The organism is Curtobacterium sp. ME12 (genome assembly GCF_903970855.1).
GTDB lineage: Bacteria > Actinomycetota > Actinomycetes > Actinomycetales > Microbacteriaceae > Curtobacterium > Curtobacterium poinsettiae_A.
Window position 1 is genome coordinate 1 of record NZ_CAJCKD010000028.1, and the last position, 18,409, is coordinate 18,409.

Consider the following 18,409-nt stretch of genomic DNA (forward strand, 5'->3'; position numbering starts at 1 on the left):
CCCCGGCTCTCCCGGGCGCAGCCGCCCTTTCCCTACACGACGCTCGTCCGGTCTAGCGCGCAGCCCTGGCCGACTGGCTCGCCGCCCGCGGTCGCAAGCGTGGTGCCTCGAAGCTCGTCGTGCTCGCCGGACCCACCGCGGTCGGCAAGGGCACGGTCAGCGCGCACATCCGACAGCACTACCCGGACGTCAACCTCAGCGTCTCCGCCACCACCCGGAAGCCGCGCCCCGGCGAGGTCGACGGCGTGCACTACTACTTCGTGGACGACGACGAGTTCGACCGCATGATCCGCGACCGCGAGCTGCTCGAGTGGGCGACCGTCCACAACTCGTACCGCTACGGCACCCCGCGCCCGCCGATCGACCGTGCGCTCGACGCGGGCGAGAAGGTCATGCTCGAGATCGACCTGCAGGGCGCCCGGCAGGTCCGCGACGCCATGCCCGAGGCGGTGCTCGTGTTCCTGTTGCCCCCGACGTGGGAGGAACTGGTGCGCCGGCTCATCGGCCGCGGGACCGAATCCGCCGAGGAACAGGCCCGTCGCCTCGAGACCGCGAAGGTCGAGCTGGCCGCCCAGGACGAGTTCGACGTGCGGATCGTGAACTCCGATGTCGGCACCGCGGCACGTGAGGTCGTAGACTTGTTCTCTGCGCCCTGACGGGTGCACTGACTTCGAGGAGACACCATGGCCAACCCCCAGGGCATCATCGACCCGCCCATCGACGACCTGCTCAGCAAGGTCGAGTCGAAGTACGCGCTCGTCATCTTCGCGTCGAAGCGCGCCCGCCAGATCAACGACTACTACGCCGACCTGCACGAGGGCTCGCTCTTCGACAACGTCGGACCGCTGGTCGACTCGACGATCGACGACAAGCCGCTGTCCGTCGCGCTCCACGAGATCAACGAGGACAAGCTCACCGTCACCAAGCAGCAGCAGCCCACCGACTGATCCCGGTGACTGCAGCTGCTCTCCGCCTCTTCACGTCCGAGTCGGTGACCGAGGGGCACCCCGACAAGATCTGCGACCAGATCTCGGACAGCATCCTCGACGCACTGCTGACGGTCGACCCGAACGCGCGCGTCGCCGTCGAGACGATGGTGACCACCGGGCTCGTGCACGTCGCCGGCGAGGTCACGACCTCCGGCTACGTCGAGATCCCCAAGCTCGTCCGTGACGTCATCACCGGCATCGGCTACAACTCGTCGGACGTCTCGTTCGACGGCGCCACCTGTGGTGTCGAAGTCTCGATCGGCGCCCAGTCGCCCGACATCGCGCAGGGTGTGGACGAGTCGCTCGACTCCCGCACCGGTGCGGTCGACCCGCTGGACCGTCAGGGTGCCGGCGACCAGGGCATCATGTTCGGTTTCGCGACGAACGAGACCCCCGTGTACATGCCGGTCGCGATCTGGCTGGCGCACCGCCTGGCCGAGCGCCTCGCCGCGGTCCGCAAGTCGGGCGAGCTGTCGTTCCTGCGTCCGGACGGCAAGACCCAGGTCACCATCGGGTACGACGGCGTCGTGCCGAAGACCGTCGAGACCGTCGTGCTCTCCACGCAGCACTCGCCGAGCGTCACGCTCGACGAACTCACCGCTGCGATCACCGAGCACGTGATCCGTCCGGTCCTCGACCTGGTCGACCTCGACTCGTCGCACGTCGACGTCATCGTGAACCCGACCGGTCGCTTCGAGATCGGTGGCCCCCAGGGCGACGCCGGGCTCACCGGCCGCAAGGTCATCGTCGACACCTACGGCGGGGCCTCCCGTCACGGCGGGGGTGCGTTCAGCGGCAAGGACCCGTCGAAGGTCGACCGTTCGGCGGCGTACGCGCTGCGCTGGGTCGCCAAGAACGCGGTCGCCGCAGGGCTGGCCGACCGGCTCGAGGTGCAGGTCGCCTACGCGATCGGCCGTGCGAAGCCCGTCGGGCTCTACGTCGAGACGTTCGGCACCGGACACGTGGACGACGCCACGATCGAAGCAGCCATCCGCCAGGTGTTCGACCTGCGTCCGGCCGCGATCATCCGCGACCTCGACCTGCTCCGACCGATCTACGCGCAGACCGCGACATACGGCCACTTCGGCCGTGAGCTCCCCGGGTTCACGTGGGAGCGGCTCGACCGCGTCGAGGAACTCCGCGCCGCCGCAGGACTCGTCGCCGCGACCGTCTGAAGCACCGCGTGACCACCGTCGCGCGCGTCGTCCTCGACTCGCCGCTCCCGCAGTTGGACCGTCTGTTCGACTACCGGGTGCCGGCCGAGCTCGAGGACGACTGCGTCGCGGGGGTCCGCGTCAAGGTGCCGCTGCGCACCGGAGCCCGGATGTCGGACGGGTACGTGGTCGAGATCGTCAGCGAGGGTGAGTACCCGGGCGAGCTCAGCCAGGTCGAAGCCGTCCTGTCCCCGGTGCCCGTCCTGGCGCCGGAGATCTGGACCCTCGCGCGCGCCGTCGCCGACCGGGCCGCGGGCGTCGCCTCCGACGTCCTGCGGCTCGCCGTGCCGCCGCGGCAGGTGCGGGCGGAGAAGTCCTGGCTCGCCCGCGACACCACCTGGTCGCCCCCGCCGGTGACCGCCCCGCCCGTCAGCGGCTACGCCGACGGCGTCCTGGAGGCCGTGGTGACGGAGCACGGACGCGCCGCGGTCGCCGCCGTGCCCCAGCCCGTGGCGATGGGTGACGCGGACGAGCCGGTCTGGGTTCCCGGGTGGGCCGCCACGCTCGCCCAGGCCGCCGCGCACACGCTGGCAGCCGAGCAGTCCGCGGTGATCGCCGTGCCGGACTTCCGCGACGTCGTCGACCTCGAGCGTGCCCTGCTCGCCGTGCTGCCACCGGAGCGGGTGGTGCGGTTCGACGCCAAGCAGACGAACGGGCAGCGGGCGAAGGCACTGCTGCAGGCCCGCACGCACCCGGTGGTCGCGATCGGCAACCGTACAGCGATGTACGCGCCGGCGTCCGAGCTCGGGCTGATCGCGATGTGGGACGACGGCGACGCCTCGTTCATCGAGCAGCGGGCGCCCTACGTGCACACGCGCGACGTCGCCCTGGTGCGGGCCGCCCAGTCGGGTGCCGCCCTGCTGTTCGTCTCGCACGCGCGCAGCACCGACGTGCAGCGCCTGGTCGAGCTGCACTGGCTGCAGGACGTCGTGCCCTACCGCGTGAAGACCCCGAAGGTCATCCCCACCGTGCAGCAGACCGGGGCCGAGGGGTTCGCCGCACAGGCTCGCATCCCGAGTTCCGCCTGGCGTGCCGCGCGCGAGGCGAGCCAGCACGGTGCCGTCCTGGTGCAGGTCGCGAGCCCGGGCTTCGGCACGGGGCTGGTCTGCGCCGAGTGCGGCGAACGCGCGCACTGCCGCGTCTGCGGTGGGCCGCTCGGGAGCCCGCACCGTGGCGCCACGCCGCAGTGCCGGTTCTGCGGCGCACTGGCCGTCGGGTTCCGCTGCCCGACGTGCGGCAACGGCACCGTCAAGCCGGTCGGCCAGGGGGCCCAGCGCACCGCGGAGGAACTCGGGCGGGCGTTCCCCGGTACCCGGATCATCGTCGCCGACGGCTCACGCCCGCTCGACGAGGTCCCCGCCCGCCCGTCCGTCGTCGTCGCCACCCGCGGGGCCGAGCCGTCGGTGCCCGGCGGCTACGCCTGCGTGCTGCTGCTCGACGGCGAGAAGATGCTCGCCCGCGAGGGGCTCCGCGTGCAGGAGGACGTCCTGCGCTTCTGGACGAACGCGGCGGCGAAGTCGGCCCCCGGTGCCGAGGTGTACCTGGTCGGGATCGGCGGCCGGCTGGCGTCGGCGATGGCCCTCTGGCGACTCGACGGACCCGCGCACGACGAGCTGACCGACCGCCGCGAACTCCACTTCCCACCGGCCGTCCGGGTGGCGACGATGACCGGCACCGACGAAGCCGTCACGGCGGCGGTCGAAGCGCTCGGCGACGCCGTCGTCGGTCCGGTGCTCGGCCCGGTCCCGGTCGAGGACGACGCCCTGCCCGGTACGGTCCGGGCGATCGTGCGGTTCCCGTACGCGCACGGGGCCGAGGTCGCCGCGACGCTCAAGGCCGAGGTGATCCGGCGCTCGTCGACCCGGCGGGTGCTCAAGGGCGGGAACCGCCGACGGGCGGCTCCGACGCTGCGGGTGCGGTTGGACGACGCCGAGCCGTTCTCCGAGGTCTGACCCGGCAGGCCTGCCCGGGCCCGATCGCTGCACGACGAAGCGCGACACCGCCGACGTCGTCGGACGTCGGCGGTGTCGTTCGGGGTCCGCCGCGCTGCCGCGACGGGCCGATGTGGGCCGGTCAGGCGTTGGCGGGCCGGCGACGCTCGCGCGGCAGCACCACGCCGAGGGCGACCATGCCGATGGCGAGCACCAGGTGCAGCCAGTTGTCGGCGTTGTTCAGCGGCACGAAGTTCGCGCCCGAGCTGTGGCCGGCGGTGAACAGGCCGTAGATCCACAGCACGAAGTAGACGATCCCGCCGATCACCAGGTACATCCGCGAGCCGGAGGCACGGTTGGCGGCGAGCAGTCCGACGACGCCGAACAGCAGGTGCACGATGTTGTGGAGCACGGACACCTGGAAGATGCCGAGCAGCATGCCCATCGACTCGTGTCCGGCCCCGGCCAGGTCACCGGTCGTGATGCCGGGGATGAACCCGGCGATCCCGACGAGCAGGAACACGATGCCGACGACGAGGGCGGCCTTCTGGACGGACGAACCGGCGTAGCGGTTGGTGGCGGTGGTGACGTCGCTCATGGGAGTTCCTTTCCTGATGTGATGGAGACGGTACGCAGGTGCTGCCCTGCTGTCTCCAAGGTGAGCCGGAACGCGCACCAGGTCGGTGTCGACCGGGCAAGGCGCACCGGCTCGCCCGTGGGAGGATCGAACCCATGCGTCTCGTCGTCGCCGGCAGCCCCGCTGCGGCCGTTCCCACCCTCCGCCGTCTGGCGGCGTCCGACCACGAGATCGCCGCGGTCCTGACGCGGCCGGCGACGCCCCAGGGCCGGAAGCGTGTCCTGACGCCCACCCCGGTGGCCGTCGTCGCCGAGGAGCTCGGGCTGCCGGTGATCGAGGCGAGCCGGGTCGACGACGCCGTCACCGCCCAGATCGCGGACCTCGACGTCGACCTCGGCGTGATCGTCGCCTACGGCGCACTGCTCCGCCGCCCGGCCCTCGACGCCCCGCGGCACGGGTGGATCAACCTGCACTTCTCCGACCTGCCGGCGTACCGCGGCGCCGCTCCGGTGCAGCGCGCCGTGATGGCGGGTGACACCCGCACCGCCGCGACGGTGTTCCAGCTGGTCGAGGCGCTCGACGCCGGCCCGGTCTACGCAGCCCTGCCCTTCGAGATCGACCCCGAGGCGACCTCGGGCGAGGTCCTCGGCGCGATGGCCGATGTCGGCGCCGACGTGGTGGCGGACGTCGTCGACGGCATCGCCGCCGGCACCGCCGTCGCGACCGAGCAGTCCGGCGAGCCAACGGTCGCCCCGAAGCTCACGATCGACGACGGCCGCATCGACTTCGCAGCGCCGGCCACCGCCGTGCACGCGCGGCTGCGCGGGGTGACGCCCGAGCCCGGCGCGTTCGCCCACCTGGGCGAGACCCGCGTGAAGCTGCTCCGCAGCACCCGCCTGTCGGGAGGCACGGGGGACCCCGCCCCGCAGCTCGCGCCCGGCGCCCTCGCACTCCACGGCGGTCGGCTGCTGGTCGGGACCGCCGACACCCCGCTGGTGCTGCTCGAGGTGCAGCCCGCGGGCAAGAAGGCGATGGACGCCGCCGCCTGGGCCCGTGGCCTCGGTGCACTGGACGGGAAGGTCCTCGCATGAGCCAGCCGACGAAGCACCAGGGAGCCCGCCGCGGCCCCCGTCCGGCGAACGCCCGTCGCGTCGCCTTCGACGTCCTCCGCGCCGTGCAGGTCGACGACGCCTACGCGAACCTGCTGCTGCCGACGCGCATCCGCCGCGCCGGCCTCTCCGCCCGCGACGCCGGGTTCGCGACCGAGCTCACCTACGGGTCGATCCGGATGCTCGGTCGCTACGACGTCGTCATCGCCCTCGCGTCCGGCCGTCGAGCGGAGAACATCGAGGCCGACGTGCTCGACGTCCTGCGCCTCGGCGCCCACCAGCTGCTGGCCATGCGGACCCCGACGCACGCCGCCGTCGACGCCACGGTCGAGCTCGCCCGCGAGGTCGGAGCCCGCCGCGCGACCGGGTTCGTGAACGCCGTGATGCGCAAGATCGCCGCCCGCACCGATCAAGAGTGGGACGCCCTGATCACCGAGGGCCGCGCCGGGGACGCCCTGCTCGCCACCCGCTGGTCGCACCCGGTCTGGGTCGTCTCGGCGCTCCGCGACGCCCTGGCCGCGGAACGCTCCCGCGACGAGCTCGCCGCCCTGCTCGCTGCCGACAACGCCGCACCCAGGGTGCAGCTCGCCGCTCTTCCCGGACTCGCCACCGACGAGGACATCGCCACCGCGACCGCCCGCACCGCCCCGGACGACGACACCGACGCCGCGTTCGCCGACGCGACCGGTGCGGACGACGTGCCCGCGGCCCTGGTGCCCGCCGACGACGAACCGGAGGCCGACGGCGCAACCGGGACCGTGCCTCCCGTCCGGGCCGGCGAGCCCGTCGTGGAGGCGGACGCCGCACCGGTGTCGCCCGTCGGCATCCGCGGCATCAGCGGCGACCCGGCGCGCGTGCCGGGCGTCGCCGCGGGACGCCTGCGCGTCCAGGACGAGGGCTCGCAGCTCGCGGCGCTGGCGCTGAGCCGCTCATCGGCCGTGCGCGCGGGGGAGCGGTGGCTCGACATGTGCGCCGGCCCAGGCGGGAAGGCGGCGCTCCTCGCCGCCGAGGCACAGCAGGGTGGGGCGACCCTGGTCGCCAACGAACTCGTGCCGGCGCGTGCCGGCCTCGTGCGGAACGCGCTCGAGGTGTTCGGCGACCACGTGCGGGTCGTCGAGGGCGACGCCCGTCGGTACGGACGCGACGGCACCGGGATGACCTTCGACCGCATCCTGCTCGACGCACCGTGCACCGGGCTCGGCGCGCTGCGTCGCCGACCGGAGGCACGCTGGCGGAAGCTCCCCGAGGACGTCGAGGAGCTCGCCGGGCTGCAGACCGAACTGCTCGACGCCGCCGTCCGGGTGCTCGCACCGGGCGGGACGTTGGCGTACGTGACCTGCTCGCCGCACCTGGCCGAGACCCGGGGGCAGGTCGACGCGCTCATGCGGCGGCACGGCGACCTGCTCGAGCAGCTCGACACCGCGTCGGTCGTCCGGGGCGTCGCCGCTCGCGACCCTCGGGTGGCGGACGGCGACACCGTGCAGCTCTGGCCGCACCGGGTGGGGACGGACGCCATGTTCATCGCGCTGTTCCGCCGCGTCGACTGATCAGCCCGCCGACCGGGATCAGGCTCAGCGCGACCGTCGGGTCAGCGTGACCGTCGGTAGGCACTGCCGTCGCACGTGTGCACGGCCGTCTCGTCGAACAGGGTGCGCAGGTTGTACGCGGCGCAGTCCCGGAAGGTGCCGATGCTGATCCACCGCGCCGAACGGCGGAGCTCGCCCTTCGCGGGGCCGTCCGAGCCGATGCCGGCGCGGTGGACCGTCCAGGCGATGTCCTGCGCCTCGGCGTCGAGGTAGCGCATCACCGACTCGTTGTCCGCGTGCTGGCCGCGGTAGTCCCGCGCGAGCGTCGACCGGACGACGCGGAGCACGGGGGCGAGCCGCTTGCCGGGAGGGGCGCTCAGCCCGCCGGCCTGGTACAGCAGGCGCCGGGTGCCGCTCCGGCGCATAGCGGGGACGAGGGTGCGGACGAACTGCGTGTTGACGGGTCGCTCGCGTTGCGCGGCGACGTCCCCGAGCATCACGACGACGCCCGTCACGCCGTCGAGCAGCGCGTCGAGGTCGAGGTCGTCCGGGACCGAGCCCTGCACGACCTGCAGGTCGTCGTGCTGGACCGCCAGCTTCGACGGCGTCCGCGCGACGGCGCGGACACGGTGTCCGGCATCGAGTGCGAAGCGGGTGAAGTGCTGGCCGGTTTGGCCGGTGGCGCCGAAGACGAGCAGGTGCTCTCGAAGTGTCATGCGCCCAATCTAGGCACTGTCTAGAAAATAGGCAACGCCTAGTACCGCGGTAGACTCTCCCCATGGCGGAGCGTCCCTTCCACCACGGGAACCTGCGGGCCGTGTTGCTCGACGAGGCCGTCGCGGTCCTGCGCGAGGACGGCGTCGACGGGTTGTCCCTCCGAGACCTGGCGCGCCGCGCGGGGGTCAGCCACGGCGCCCCGCGGAGCCACTTCGTCGACCGCCAGGCGCTCGTGGACGCCCTCGCCGTGCTCGGTTTCGAGCGACTGACCGCCGCGGTGCGTCGGGCACTCTCCGGCTCGGCCGACCTCGACGACCGGTTCCGCCGGGTCGCCATGGCGTACGTCGACTTCGCCATCGACGACGCGGCGCTCATGGACCTCATGTTCCAGGCGTCGACGGGGGGTCGCCCCGGACCCGTCCGCTCCGCCGCCGAGTCGCTGTTCGCCGTGCTCGACGGCGCGCTCGGCACCGCACCGGTCGATCCTGGGGAGGACCCGCGGACCACCTTCAAGCTCCTGTTCGCCGCGACCATGCAGGGGATCGCGGCCCTCGTCGTCGCGCGCCGGATCGACCGCCAGCAGGGCGAGCAGTTGGTCGAAGCAGCACTCGGGACGATGCTCCGGTCCGACCTCGGCACGCGCGCCCTCGGCGACGGCTGAGTCCGCCCGGAACGGCGCGGCCCGCACCGGTGCGGGCGGCCGAGCAGGCATGCGCCGGTAGGCTCGGGGGGTGACGATCCGCATCTCGCCGAGCATCCTGTCCGCCGACTTCGCGAACCTCGAGCGCGAACTCCAGCGCATCGAGACCGCCGACCTGGTGCACGTCGACGTGATGGACAACCACTTCGTCCCGAACCTGACGCTCGGGCTGCCGATCGTGCAGCGCCTGCAGCAGGTGTCGCCGGTGCCGCTCGACGTGCACCTGATGGTCACCGACGCCGACCGCAACGCGCCGAAGTACGCCGAGACCGGTGCCTCGAGCGTCACGTTCCACTTCGAGGCAGCCGACGACCCGGTGGCGACCGCTGCCGCGATCCGGTCGAACGGTGCCCGCGCCGCCGTCGCCGTGAAGCCCGGTACCCCGATCACGCAGGTGCTGCACCACCTCGACGCCTACGACATGATCCTGCTGATGACCGTCGAGCCCGGGTTCGGCGGTCAGTCCTTCATGCCGTCCGTGATGCCGAAGCTCGCCGACGCCCGCGCCGCGGTCGACGCCTCGGGCCTCGACGTCTGGCTCGAGGTGGACGGCGGGATCGCGGTCGACACCGTGCCCGAAGCCGTGCGGAGCGGTGCCGACACGCTGGTCGCGGGCTCCGCCGTGTACGGCGGCGAGCCCGCCGCGCGCATCGCCGACCTGCGCGAAGCCGCCGCTCGAGCACGCTCGTGACCGGGGGAGCGCCGGACGGCACCGGCACCACCGAGGCGACCACCGCCTCCCGTCCGGACGGTGCGTCGGGAGCGTCAGCGGAGACCGGTAGCCTGGACCCCGTGAAGACGTTCGACGACCTGTTCCAGGAGCTCACCGAGAAGGCGCGCACGCGCCCCGAGGGCTCCGGCACCGTCGCCGAACTGGACGCCGGCGTGCACCAGATCGGCAAGAAGATCGTGGAGGAAGCCGCCGAGGTCTGGATGGCGGCCGAGTACGAGGGCGACGAGCGCACCTCGGAGGAGATCTCGCAGCTGATCTACCACCTCCAGGTGCTCATGGTCGCCAAGGGGCTCACCCCGGCGGACGTCTGGCGACATCTCTGATCCGCTGATCAGCCGCCGACACCCCTCCCAGAAAGCAGACTCCCTGATGCTCCGCATCGCCGTGCCCAACAAGGGCTCCCTGTCCGAGACCGCGTCCGACATGCTGCGAGAGGCCGGGTACGCCGGCCGCCGCGATCCGAAGGCGCTGCACCTGCTCGACGAGCGCAACGGCGTCGAGTTCTTCTTCCTCCGCCCCCGGGACATCGCCACGTACGTGGGGTCCGGCGCGCTCGACGTCGGCATCACCGGCCGTGACCTGCTGCTCGACTCCGGGTCCGAGGCCCACGAGGTCGACGCGCTCGGCTTCGCCGACTCCACCTTCCGGTTCGCCGGCACGCCCGGTCGGTTCGCTTCGCTGCAGGACCTCGACGGCGTCCGGGTCGCGACGAGCTACCCCGGCCTGGTCGGTGCGTTCCTCGCCGAGCACGGGGTCAGCTCCACGCTCGTGAAGCTCGACGGCGCGGTCGAGAGCGCCGTGCGGCTCGGGGTCGCCGACGCCGTGGCCGACGTCGTGTCGACGGGGAGCACGCTCCGGCAGGCGGGCCTCGAGATCTTCGGCCCGGTGATCCTCGAGTCGACCGCGGTGCTCGTCAGCACCGACGAGACCATCCCCGGTATCGACGTGCTCCGCCGACGCCTGCAGGGCGTGCTCGTCGCCCGTGGCTACGTGATGCTCGACTACGACGTCCCCACGGCGCTGCTCGAGCAGGCGACGGCGGTGGCGTCCGGCATCGAGTCGCCCACGGTCTCACCGCTGCACGATCGCGACTGGGCGGCGGTCCGCGTGATGATCCCGCGCGACGACGCGAACCTCATCATGGACGCGCTCTACGACCTCGGCGCCCGGGCGATCCTCGTCAGCCCGATCCACGCCGCACGCCTGTGACCGCCGGGGGCGTGTCGGTCCGGGTCATCCCGTGCCTCGACGTCAAGGGCGGCCGCGTCGTCAAGGGCGTCAACTTCCTGGACCTCCAGGACGCCGGTGACCCCGTCGAGCTCGCGGCCCGGTACTACGAGCAGGGTGCTGACGAGCTGACCTTCCTCGACGTCGGTGCCACGGTCGAGAACCGGGCGACGATGTACGACACCGTGACCCGGGCCGCCGAGCAGGTCTTCATCCCGCTCACCGTCGGCGGCGGGGTGCGCAGCGTCGACGACGTCTCGCGGCTGCAGCAGTGCGGCGCCGACAAGATCGGCGTGAACAGCGCAGCGATCGCCCGGCACGAGCTCATCGGCGAGATCGCCGACCGGTTCGGTGCCCAGGCCGTCGTGCTGTCGCTCGACGTCAAGCGGTCCGACCGGATGCCGTCGGGCTTCGTGGTCACCACCCACGGCGGGCGGACCGAGTCCGACCTCGACGCCATCGCGTGGGCACGCGAGGCCGTCGAGCGAGGCGCCGGGGAACTGCTCGTCAACTCCATCGACGCCGACGGCACGAAGAACGGGTTCGACCTCGAACTCGTGGCCGCGGTACGCGCCGTCTCGTCCGTCCCGGTGATCGCCTCGGGAGGCGCGGGTCGTGTCGAGCACTTCGCCCCCGCCGTCGACGCGGGTGCGGATGCAGTCCTCGCCGCCAGCGTCTTCCACCGTGGCGAGATGACCGTGGGGGACGTCAAGGCCGCGCTCCGCGCGACCGGCCACGCCGTCCGCTGATCCGCCGCCGTAGGCTAGGAGCCTCATGACCGACAGCACCAGCACCGACACCGAGGCGGTCCTCGACCGCGCACGCTTCGGTGCGGACGGCCTGCTCCCCGCCATCGTGCAGGAGGAATCGTCGAAGGACGTCCTCATGCTCGGCTACATGGACCGGGAAGCCCTCCGCCGCACCCTCACCGAAGGCCGTGTGACCTTCTGGTCGCGGTCGCGGAACGAGTACTGGCGGAAGGGCGACACGTCGGGCCACGCCCAGTACGTCCGGGGCGCTGCGCTGGACTGCGACGACGACACGCTCCTCGTCACCGTGCAGCAGGTCGGGGCGGCGTGCCACACCGGTGCGCACCGGTGCTTCGACGTGGACCCGCTCGCGCCCGTGACCATGTCCGCCCCGGCGGACACGGCCGTGGAGCCGACCCGATGACCACCGCGACGATCTCCGAGACCCCGCACACGACCTCCCGACCCGAGTTCGACGGCCTGCTCGGCGACCACCGCGTCCTGCCGGTCGTCCGCGCGCTGTACGGCGACAGCGAGACGCCGGTCGGCGTCTACCGCAAGCTCGCCGACGGCCGCCCCGGGTCCTTCCTGCTCGAGTCCGCCGGTCAGGGCGGCCTGTGGTCCCGCTGGTCGTTCGTCGGCGTGCGGAGTTTCGGCGTCCTGACGCAGGACGGCGACCGCGCGGCGTGGATCGACACCGGCATCGACGCCGAGCGCGCCGTCGGGTCGCTCGACGGTGCCCCGCTCGAAGTCCTCGCGCGGCTGCACGAGCGCTGGGCCACGCCCCGCGTGCCCGGCTCGCCGCCGCTCGTCGGCGGCACCGTCGGCTTCATCGGTTGGGAGGCCGTGCGGCAGCTCGAGCACCTGCCGAACGTGCCGCCGGCCGACTTCGACGTGCCCGGCCAGGCGTTGTCGTTCGTCTCCGAACTCGCCGCGCTCGACCACCGCACCGGTCTCGTGCTGCTCGTCGCGAGCGTGCTGAACGACGGCACCGACGACGCTGACACCCTCTGGGCGGACGCGCAGCAGCGCCTCGACCGCATGCAGGGCGACCTGGTCCAGCCGAGCGTCGCGACCGTCGCCGAGGCCTTCGAGATCGCGGAGCCGACCCCGACGCACCGCACGAGCCCGGCCGACTACATGGCGGCCGTCGAGCGTTCGAAGGGCTTCATCCGCGACGGTGACGTGTTCCAGGTCGTCGTCTCGCAGCGGTTCGACCACGAGGTCACGGCCGACCCGCTCGACGTCTACCGGGTGCTCCGGACGCTGAACCCGAGCCCGTACATGTACTTCCTCGCCCTCGCGGACACCGCCGACGAGCGGTTCTGGATCGTCGGCGCCTCGCCCGAGGCCCTGGTGAAGGTGCAGGGCGACCGGGCCATCACACACCCGATCGCGGGGTCCCGCCCGCGTGGTGCGACGCCCGAAGCGGACGTCCACCTCGGCGAGGACCTGCTCGGCGACCCGAAGGAGCGCGCCGAGCACCTGATGCTCGTCGACCTCGCCCGCAACGACCTGCAGAAGGTGTGCGAGCCGGGCACCGTCAGCGTCACCGAGTTCATGACCGTCGAGCGGTTCAGCCACATCATGCACCTGGTGTCGAGCGTCGAGGGGCGGGTGCGTCCCGACGCCTCGGCGATCGACGTGTTCCGGGCGACGTTCCCGGCCGGCACGCTCTCGGGCGCGCCGAAGCCGCGTGCGCTCGAGATCATCGACGAGCTCGAGCCGGCGAAGCGCGGTGCGTACGCCGGTGTCGTCGGGTACTTCGACTTCGCCGGTGACGCCGACCTGGCGATCGCGATCCGTACCGCCCTGATCAAGGACGGCGTCGCCCGCGTGCAGGCCGGTGCCGGACTCGTCGCGGACTCCGACCCGGAGACCGAGCACGTCGAGGCGGTCAACAAGGCCGCCGCCCCGTTGCGTGCCGTCGCCACGGCCAACCGGATGCGCGAGGTCCGCTCGTGAAGCGCTCGCGTCCGATCGTGGTCGTCGCCGGGCTCCTGGTCGCTGGCGTCGTCATGCTCGCCTGGACCCAGACCTGGTTCACCGTGCGCCTGCACGCGGGCGCTGCCGTCACCTCGACGGTCTCGGCCGACGGCGCTGCGGTCGTGCCGCAGTACACCGCGCTGGCGATCGCGAGCCTCGCGCTCTTCCTGGCGATGACCATCGCCGGACGGGTGCTGCGCATCGTGCTCGCCGCCGTCGAGATCCTGCTCGGCCTCGGCGTGGTCGTCAGTGGGATCACCACACTCCGTGACCCGATCGCCGCTGCACGCGGGGCCGTCGGCGAGGTCGCCGGGGTCAGCGACCTCGGCGCCGTCCGCGGCGTCGTGTCGAGCGTCTCCGTGAGCCCGTGGCCCGCCGTCGGGATCGCGGGCGGCGTGCTCGCCGTGCTGCTCGGCGTGGTCGTCATCGTGGTCCAGCGCGCCTGGCCCGGCCCGAGCCGGAAGTACGGTGCCGCGACCGCCGGAGCCGCCGCGGCGGCACGCGCAGCAGCACCTGTCCAGCGCGACGCGGTCGTCGACTGGGACGACCTGAGCGCGGGCGTGGACCCGACCACCGCCGACGGCGCGGGCGCGGGGGCGCCGAGTGACGACGCGGTAGGATCGACAGGGCGTCGCTCGACCGACGACGCCGGAGCAGAACGAGGAGCACCGTGAGCAACACTGAGCCCGCAGAACTCGGCGAAGGCCACTCGCCGGCCGCCTGGACCGCCGTCGTGATCATGCTGATCGGATTCGCGGCAGGCACGCTGTTCTTCTGGTTCGACCAGCCGTGGGGCGTCTGGGCCTCCGCTGGCGTCGTCCTCATCGGCCTCGTCGTCGGTGGCGTGATGAAGAAGGCCGGCTACGGCGTCGACGGTCCGAAGTTCGTCCCCAAGCACCACGGCGAGTAGGGGCCTCCCGATGCCGAACGTGCTCGAGACCCTCGTCGCGGGCGCGCTCGAGGACGCCGCCGCCCGTCGTGTCGACCGTCCGTACTCGGACGTCGAACGCGACCTCGACCGGGTGGCGTCGCCGCTCGACGCCCTCGCGTTCCTCAGCCCGGGCGACCGGGTGAAGATCATCGCCGAGGTCAAGCGAGCCAGCCCGTCCCGCGGGTCGATGGCCGCGATCGCCGATCCTGCAGCCCTGGCCGCCGACTACGAGCGTGGCGGGGCCTCGACGATCAGCGTCCTGACCGAGGGGCGCAAGTTCCTCGGCAGCCTCGCCGACCTCGAAGCCGTGAAGGCTCGTGTCGGGGTGCCCGTGCTCCGCAAGGACTTCATCGCCGACCCGTACCAGGTGATCGAGGCCCGGGCGTCCGGAGCCGACGTCGTGCTGCTCATCGTGGCGGCGCTCGAGCAGGCCCGCCTGGTCGAGCTGCACACCCTGGCCGAAGAACTCGGCATGCGCGTGCTGGTCGAGGCGCACTCCGGCGACGAGGTCACGCGTGGCCTCGACGCCGGCGCCCGCATCCTCGGCGTCAACGCGCGGGACCTCACCGACTTCTCGCTGGACCGCGACCTGTTCGGGTCGCTCGCCGACCGCATCCCCGACGGGGTCGTGCGCGTCGCCGAGTCCGCGGTCTCCGGTCCGGCCGACGTCGCCCACTACCGTGCTGCGGGTGCCGACGTCGTCCTGGTCGGCGAAGCGCTCGTGACGGGGGACGACCCCGCCGCGACCCTGGCGTCGTTCGTCGACGCCGCCGACCGGGCCTGACCGGCTCCGCCCACGCATCGAGGCCGCCGACCGCGGCCGCACGTTCCACCCGTCCGACGCGGCTGACCGGCCGCGTCGGACTCGTCCCGGGAGACACATCGTGACCTCACTCCGCGACCTGCACGGCCCCTACTTCGGTGACTTCGGCGGACGCTTCGTCCCCGAGTCACTCGTCCTCGCGCTCGACGAGCTCGAGGCCGCCTTCCGTCAGGCCTGGGCGGACCCGGCGTTCCGGGCGGAGCTCGACGAGCTGCAGCGCGACTACACCGGGCGCCCCTCGATCATCACCGAGGTGCCGCGGTTCGCGAAGCACGCCGGTGGTGCCCGGGTCATCCTGAAGCGCGAGGACCTGAACCACACCGGGTCCCACAAGATCAACAACGTCCTCGGCCAGGCGCTCGTCGCCCGTCGGCTCGGCAAGACCCGCCTGATCGCCGAGACGGGTGCCGGCCAGCACGGCGTCGCCACCGCCACCGCTGCCGCACTGTTCGGCATGGAGTGCGTCGTCTACATGGGCGCCGTGGACACCGAGCGACAGGCGCTCAACGTGGCCCGGATGCGCCTGCTCGGCGCCGAGGTGATCCCTGTCGAGACCGGTTCGCGCACCCTGAAGGACGCCATCAACGACGCCCTGCGCGACTGGGTCGCCAACGTCGAGTCGACGCATTACCTGCTCGGCACGGTCGCCGGTCCGCACCCGTTCCCCGAGATGGTGCGCGAGTTCCACAAGGTCATCGGCGAGGAGGCACGCCAGCAGGTCCTCGACCGCGTCGGGCGCCTGCCGGACGCCGTCGCGGCGTGTGTCGGTGGTGGTTCGAACGCGATGGGCATCTTCGAGGCGTTCCTCGACGACGAGTCCGTCGCACTGCACGGCTTCGAGGCCGGCGGCGACGGCGTCGAGACCGGCCGGCACGCGGCGAGCATCACGCTCGGTCGCGAGGGCGTGCTGCAGGGCGCGAAGTCGTACCTGATGCAGGACGAGGACGGCCAGACGATCGAGAGCCACAGCATCTCCGCCGGACTCGACTACCCGAGCGTCGGACCGGAGCACGCGTACCTTGCGTCGATCGGCCGTGCGGAGTACCAGCCGATCACCGACACCGAGGCGATGGAGGCCTTCCGCCTGCTGAGCCAGACCGAGGGCATCATTCCGGCGATCGAGTCCTCCCACGCCCTCGCCGGCGCCATCAAGCTCGGCAAGGAGCTCGGCCCCGAGGGCGTCGTGCTCGTGAACCTGTCCGGCCGGGGTGACAAGGACGTCGCGTCCGCCAGTCGCTACTTCGGCATCCTCGACGAGAACGCGGTGCAGCTGTGACCACGAACCGGACCGTCGCAACGACGATCGACACCGCCAACGCCGAGCGCGCCGGAGCCGTCGTCGGCTACCTGCCCGCGGGGTACCCGAACCTGCAGACCAGCGTCGACGCCGCCGTCGCCCTCGCCGAGAACGGCGTGGACGTCATCGAGTTCGGCCTGCCGTACTCCGACCCGGTGATGGACGGCCCCGTGATCCAGCGGGCGGCCGAGGAGAGCCTGGCGAACGGCTTCCGGGTGGCACAGGTCTTCGACGCCGTGCAGCAGATCACCGAGCGGGTCGACGTGCCGGTCCTCGTCATGACCTACTGGAACCCGGTGCTGCGCTACGGCGTGGACCGTTTCGCCGACGATCTCGTCGCGGCCGGTGCCGCCGGCCTCATCACGCCAGACCTCATCCCCGACGAGGCCGCCGCGTGGACCGAGGCCTCCGAGCGGACCGGGCTCGACCGGGTCTTCCTCGCCGCACCCTCCTCGTCCGACGAGCGCATGCGCCAGGCGGTCCGGGCCAGCCGTGGCTTCGTCTACGCCGTCTCCACGATGGGTGTGACCGGTGCACGCGCCGGGGTCGACGTCGCCGCACGCACGGTGGTGTCGCGCCTGCGCGACGCCGGGGTCGAGCGCACCTGCGTGGGTCTCGGGATCTCGACGGCCGAGCAGGTCGGCGAGGTGCTCGAGTACGCCGACGGTGCCATCGTCGGGTCCGCGTTCGTCCGCGCGCTGGCCGACCTCGGTGTGCAGGGTGTCGCCGACCGTGCCGCCGACCTCGCCACCGGCGCCCGCCGCCGCTAGTCCAGTTCCTGTCCGGCCCGTGAGCCGCGCTACAGTGAGCGAGGCCGACGCCACGTCGACCGCGCCCCGTCAGTTCCGAAAGGCGACAGCACCTCCATGCCCCTCCTGAGCATCCCGAGTCCGAGCACCGCCTGGCAGTACTTCGACCTGACCGCCTGGCTGCGCGACGCTTTCGGCTGGTCGCTGCCCCTCGACTTCCGCATCCACGCGTACGCGATCTGCATCCTGATCGGGATCGTGGCCGCGGTCGTCCTGGCGAACCGACGACTCAACGCCCGTGGCGTCGAGCGCTGGATCATCATCGACATCGCGATCTGGGCCGTGCCCGCCGGCATCATCGGCGGTCGCCTCTTCCACGTGTTCACCCACGTGTCCGACTACTTCGGCCCCGGCATCGACCCGCTGTCCTTCCTGTACATCTGGGAGGGCGGGCTCGCAATCTTCGGGGCGCTCATCCTCGGTTCGGTGGGCGCGTGGATCGGCTGCCGCCAGGTGGGCCTGCGGTTCACGTCGTTCATCGACGCCGTGGTGCCGGGCGTCCTGCTCGCGCAGGCCTTCGGCCGCCTGGGCAACTACTTCAACCAGGAGCTCTTCGGCATGCCGACGAGCCTGCCCTGGGGCCTCGAGATCGACTCGAGCAACGCCGCGTTCCCGAAGGGCCTGCCCGAGGGCACGCTGTTCCACCCGACGTTCCTGTACGAGATCATCTGGAACGTCCTCGGCGTCGTCGTCATCCTCTTCCTGGCGCGCAAGTTCACGCTGCAGTGGGGCAAGGTCCTCGGTCTGTACCTGATCTGGTACGGCGCCGGACGCTCGGTGCTCGAGTCCATCCGCGTCGACACGAGCGAGACCTTCTCCGGCGTCCGCACCAACGTGTGGGTCGCCCTCGCCGCGGTCGTCATCGGCATCCTGATCTTCGTGGTGCAGAGCCGTCGGCACACCGGCAAGGAGCCGAGCCCGTACCTGCCGGGTCGCGGGCCCCGTCCGGCCTCCGTTGTAGACTCCGAGGACACCTTCTCGGAGCACGATGACGACGCAGCAGACGGCGTCACGAGCGACGAACCGGTCACGACCACTCGCTGATCCCGTGGTGGGAGCACCCGCTCCCGACGACCACCGGTCACGTGCAG

General features: G+C 72.2%; 20 protein-coding genes and 1 pseudogene. 19 read left to right on the forward strand and 2 right to left on the reverse strand.

Annotation, left to right across the window (positions count from 1 at the left end; translation table 11 throughout):
* Nucleotides 1-65 precede the first annotated feature (65 nt).
* The 4 genes and pseudogenes from gmk to H7A73_RS13275 all read left to right on the forward strand — a co-directional run.
* Nucleotides 66-656, forward strand: a pseudogene (gene gmk / locus H7A73_RS13260) (guanylate kinase); the annotation flags it as partial.
* A gap of 27 nt (nt 657-683) precedes the next feature.
* Nucleotides 684-947, forward strand: coding sequence for a DNA-directed RNA polymerase subunit omega (gene rpoZ, locus H7A73_RS13265; protein ID WP_017887186.1), 264 nt, complete (start codon nt 684-686; stop codon nt 945-947).
* Nucleotides 948-952: 5 nt separating this feature from the next.
* Nucleotides 953-2,164 carry a methionine adenosyltransferase gene (gene metK, locus H7A73_RS13270; RefSeq protein ID WP_182066396.1) on the forward strand — a complete coding sequence of 404 codons (1,212 nt, stop codon included), beginning with the start codon at nt 953-955 and terminating at the stop codon, nt 2,162-2,164.
* A gap of 8 nt (nt 2,165-2,172) precedes the next feature.
* Entirely contained in the window at nt 2,173-4,155 is a 1,983-nt protein-coding gene (locus tag H7A73_RS13275; RefSeq protein WP_182066397.1) for a primosomal protein N', read from the forward strand.
* Between the two features lie 121 nt (nt 4,156-4,276).
* On the opposite strand, the gene H7A73_RS13280 is transcribed toward H7A73_RS13275, so the two are convergent.
* Nucleotides 4,277-4,732, reverse strand: a complete 456-nt coding sequence (locus H7A73_RS13280; RefSeq protein ID WP_027465734.1) for a DUF4383 domain-containing protein — start codon at nt 4,730-4,732, stop codon at nt 4,277-4,279.
* 134 nt (nt 4,733-4,866) lie between these two features.
* On the opposite strand from H7A73_RS13280, the gene H7A73_RS13285 reads away from it, so the two are divergent.
* Together H7A73_RS13285 and H7A73_RS13290 are read left to right on the forward strand one after the other, a co-directional pair.
* Nucleotides 4,867-5,802 carry a methionyl-tRNA formyltransferase gene (locus H7A73_RS13285; protein WP_182066398.1) on the forward strand — a complete coding sequence of 312 codons (936 nt, stop codon included), beginning with the start codon at nt 4,867-4,869 and terminating at the stop codon, nt 5,800-5,802.
* Nucleotides 5,799-7,367 (forward strand): RsmB/NOP family class I SAM-dependent RNA methyltransferase, encoded by a 1,569-nt coding sequence (locus tag H7A73_RS13290; protein ID WP_259362894.1) that lies wholly within the window; start codon nt 5,799-5,801, stop codon nt 7,365-7,367. Before H7A73_RS13285 ends, H7A73_RS13290 begins: the two co-directional genes overlap by 4 nt.
* A 41-nt stretch (nt 7,368-7,408) precedes the next feature.
* Here the strand turns inward: H7A73_RS13290 and H7A73_RS13295 are convergent, their stop codons facing one another.
* Nucleotides 7,409-8,062, reverse strand: coding sequence for an NAD(P)-dependent oxidoreductase (locus H7A73_RS13295; RefSeq protein WP_182066399.1), 654 nt, complete (start codon nt 8,060-8,062; stop codon nt 7,409-7,411).
* A gap of 62 nt (nt 8,063-8,124) precedes the next feature.
* Between H7A73_RS13295 and H7A73_RS13300 the strand changes: the two genes are divergently transcribed.
* The 13 genes from H7A73_RS13300 to lgt all read left to right on the forward strand — a co-directional run bounded on the left by H7A73_RS13300 (nt 8,125) and on the right by lgt (nt 18,362).
* A complete protein-coding gene (locus H7A73_RS13300; protein ID WP_182066400.1) occupies nt 8,125-8,724 on the forward strand; it encodes a TetR/AcrR family transcriptional regulator in 600 nt (199 codons plus the stop codon).
* A gap of 70 nt (nt 8,725-8,794) precedes the next feature.
* On the forward strand, nt 8,795-9,454 hold the full coding sequence (rpe, locus tag H7A73_RS13305; protein WP_111029262.1) for a ribulose-phosphate 3-epimerase: 660 nt from the start codon (nt 8,795-8,797) through the stop codon (nt 9,452-9,454).
* Between the two features lie 101 nt (nt 9,455-9,555).
* On the forward strand, nt 9,556-9,819 hold the full coding sequence (locus tag H7A73_RS13310) for a phosphoribosyl-ATP diphosphatase (protein ID WP_027465728.1): 264 nt from the start codon (nt 9,556-9,558) through the stop codon (nt 9,817-9,819).
* A gap of 46 nt (nt 9,820-9,865) precedes the next feature.
* On the forward strand, nt 9,866-10,705 hold the full coding sequence (gene hisG / locus H7A73_RS13315) for an ATP phosphoribosyltransferase (RefSeq protein WP_027465727.1): 840 nt from the start codon (nt 9,866-9,868) through the stop codon (nt 10,703-10,705).
* Nucleotides 10,706-10,716: 11 nt separating this feature from the next.
* Nucleotides 10,717-11,472, forward strand: a complete 756-nt coding sequence (hisF, locus tag H7A73_RS13320; RefSeq protein WP_259362895.1) for an imidazole glycerol phosphate synthase subunit HisF — start codon at nt 10,717-10,719, stop codon at nt 11,470-11,472.
* 25 nt (nt 11,473-11,497) lie between these two features.
* Nucleotides 11,498-11,896 (forward strand): phosphoribosyl-AMP cyclohydrolase, encoded by a 399-nt coding sequence (gene hisI, locus H7A73_RS13325; RefSeq protein ID WP_027465725.1) that lies wholly within the window; start codon nt 11,498-11,500, stop codon nt 11,894-11,896.
* Nucleotides 11,893-13,437 (forward strand): anthranilate synthase component I, encoded by a 1,545-nt coding sequence (locus H7A73_RS13330; protein ID WP_182066402.1) that lies wholly within the window; start codon nt 11,893-11,895, stop codon nt 13,435-13,437. Before hisI ends, H7A73_RS13330 begins: the two co-directional genes overlap by 4 nt.
* Nucleotides 13,434-14,132: a Trp biosynthesis-associated membrane protein gene (locus H7A73_RS13335; RefSeq protein ID WP_182066403.1), complete on the forward strand. Its 699-nt coding sequence runs from the start codon at nt 13,434-13,436 to the stop codon at nt 14,130-14,132. The genes H7A73_RS13330 and H7A73_RS13335 overlap by 4 nt, the downstream gene beginning before the upstream one ends.
* Nucleotides 14,129-14,368 carry an HGxxPAAW family protein gene (locus H7A73_RS13340; protein ID WP_182066404.1) on the forward strand — a complete coding sequence of 80 codons (240 nt, stop codon included), beginning with the start codon at nt 14,129-14,131 and terminating at the stop codon, nt 14,366-14,368. Before H7A73_RS13335 ends, H7A73_RS13340 begins: the two co-directional genes overlap by 4 nt.
* 19 nt (nt 14,369-14,387) lie before the next feature.
* Nucleotides 14,388-15,173: an indole-3-glycerol phosphate synthase TrpC gene (trpC, locus tag H7A73_RS13345; protein WP_111039113.1), complete on the forward strand. Its 786-nt coding sequence runs from the start codon at nt 14,388-14,390 to the stop codon at nt 15,171-15,173.
* A gap of 100 nt (nt 15,174-15,273) precedes the next feature.
* The gene (trpB, locus tag H7A73_RS13350) at nt 15,274-16,488 is read left to right on the forward strand and encodes a tryptophan synthase subunit beta (RefSeq protein WP_182066405.1); all 1,215 of its coding nucleotides are present in this window, start codon (nt 15,274-15,276) and stop codon (nt 16,486-16,488) included.
* A complete protein-coding gene (trpA, locus tag H7A73_RS13355; protein WP_182066406.1) occupies nt 16,485-17,279 on the forward strand; it encodes a tryptophan synthase subunit alpha in 795 nt (264 codons plus the stop codon). Before trpB ends, trpA begins: the two co-directional genes overlap by 4 nt.
* A 96-nt stretch (nt 17,280-17,375) precedes the next feature.
* Nucleotides 17,376-18,362: a prolipoprotein diacylglyceryl transferase gene (lgt, locus tag H7A73_RS13360; RefSeq protein WP_182066407.1), complete on the forward strand. Its 987-nt coding sequence runs from the start codon at nt 17,376-17,378 to the stop codon at nt 18,360-18,362.
* Nucleotides 18,363-18,409 lie beyond the last annotated feature (47 nt).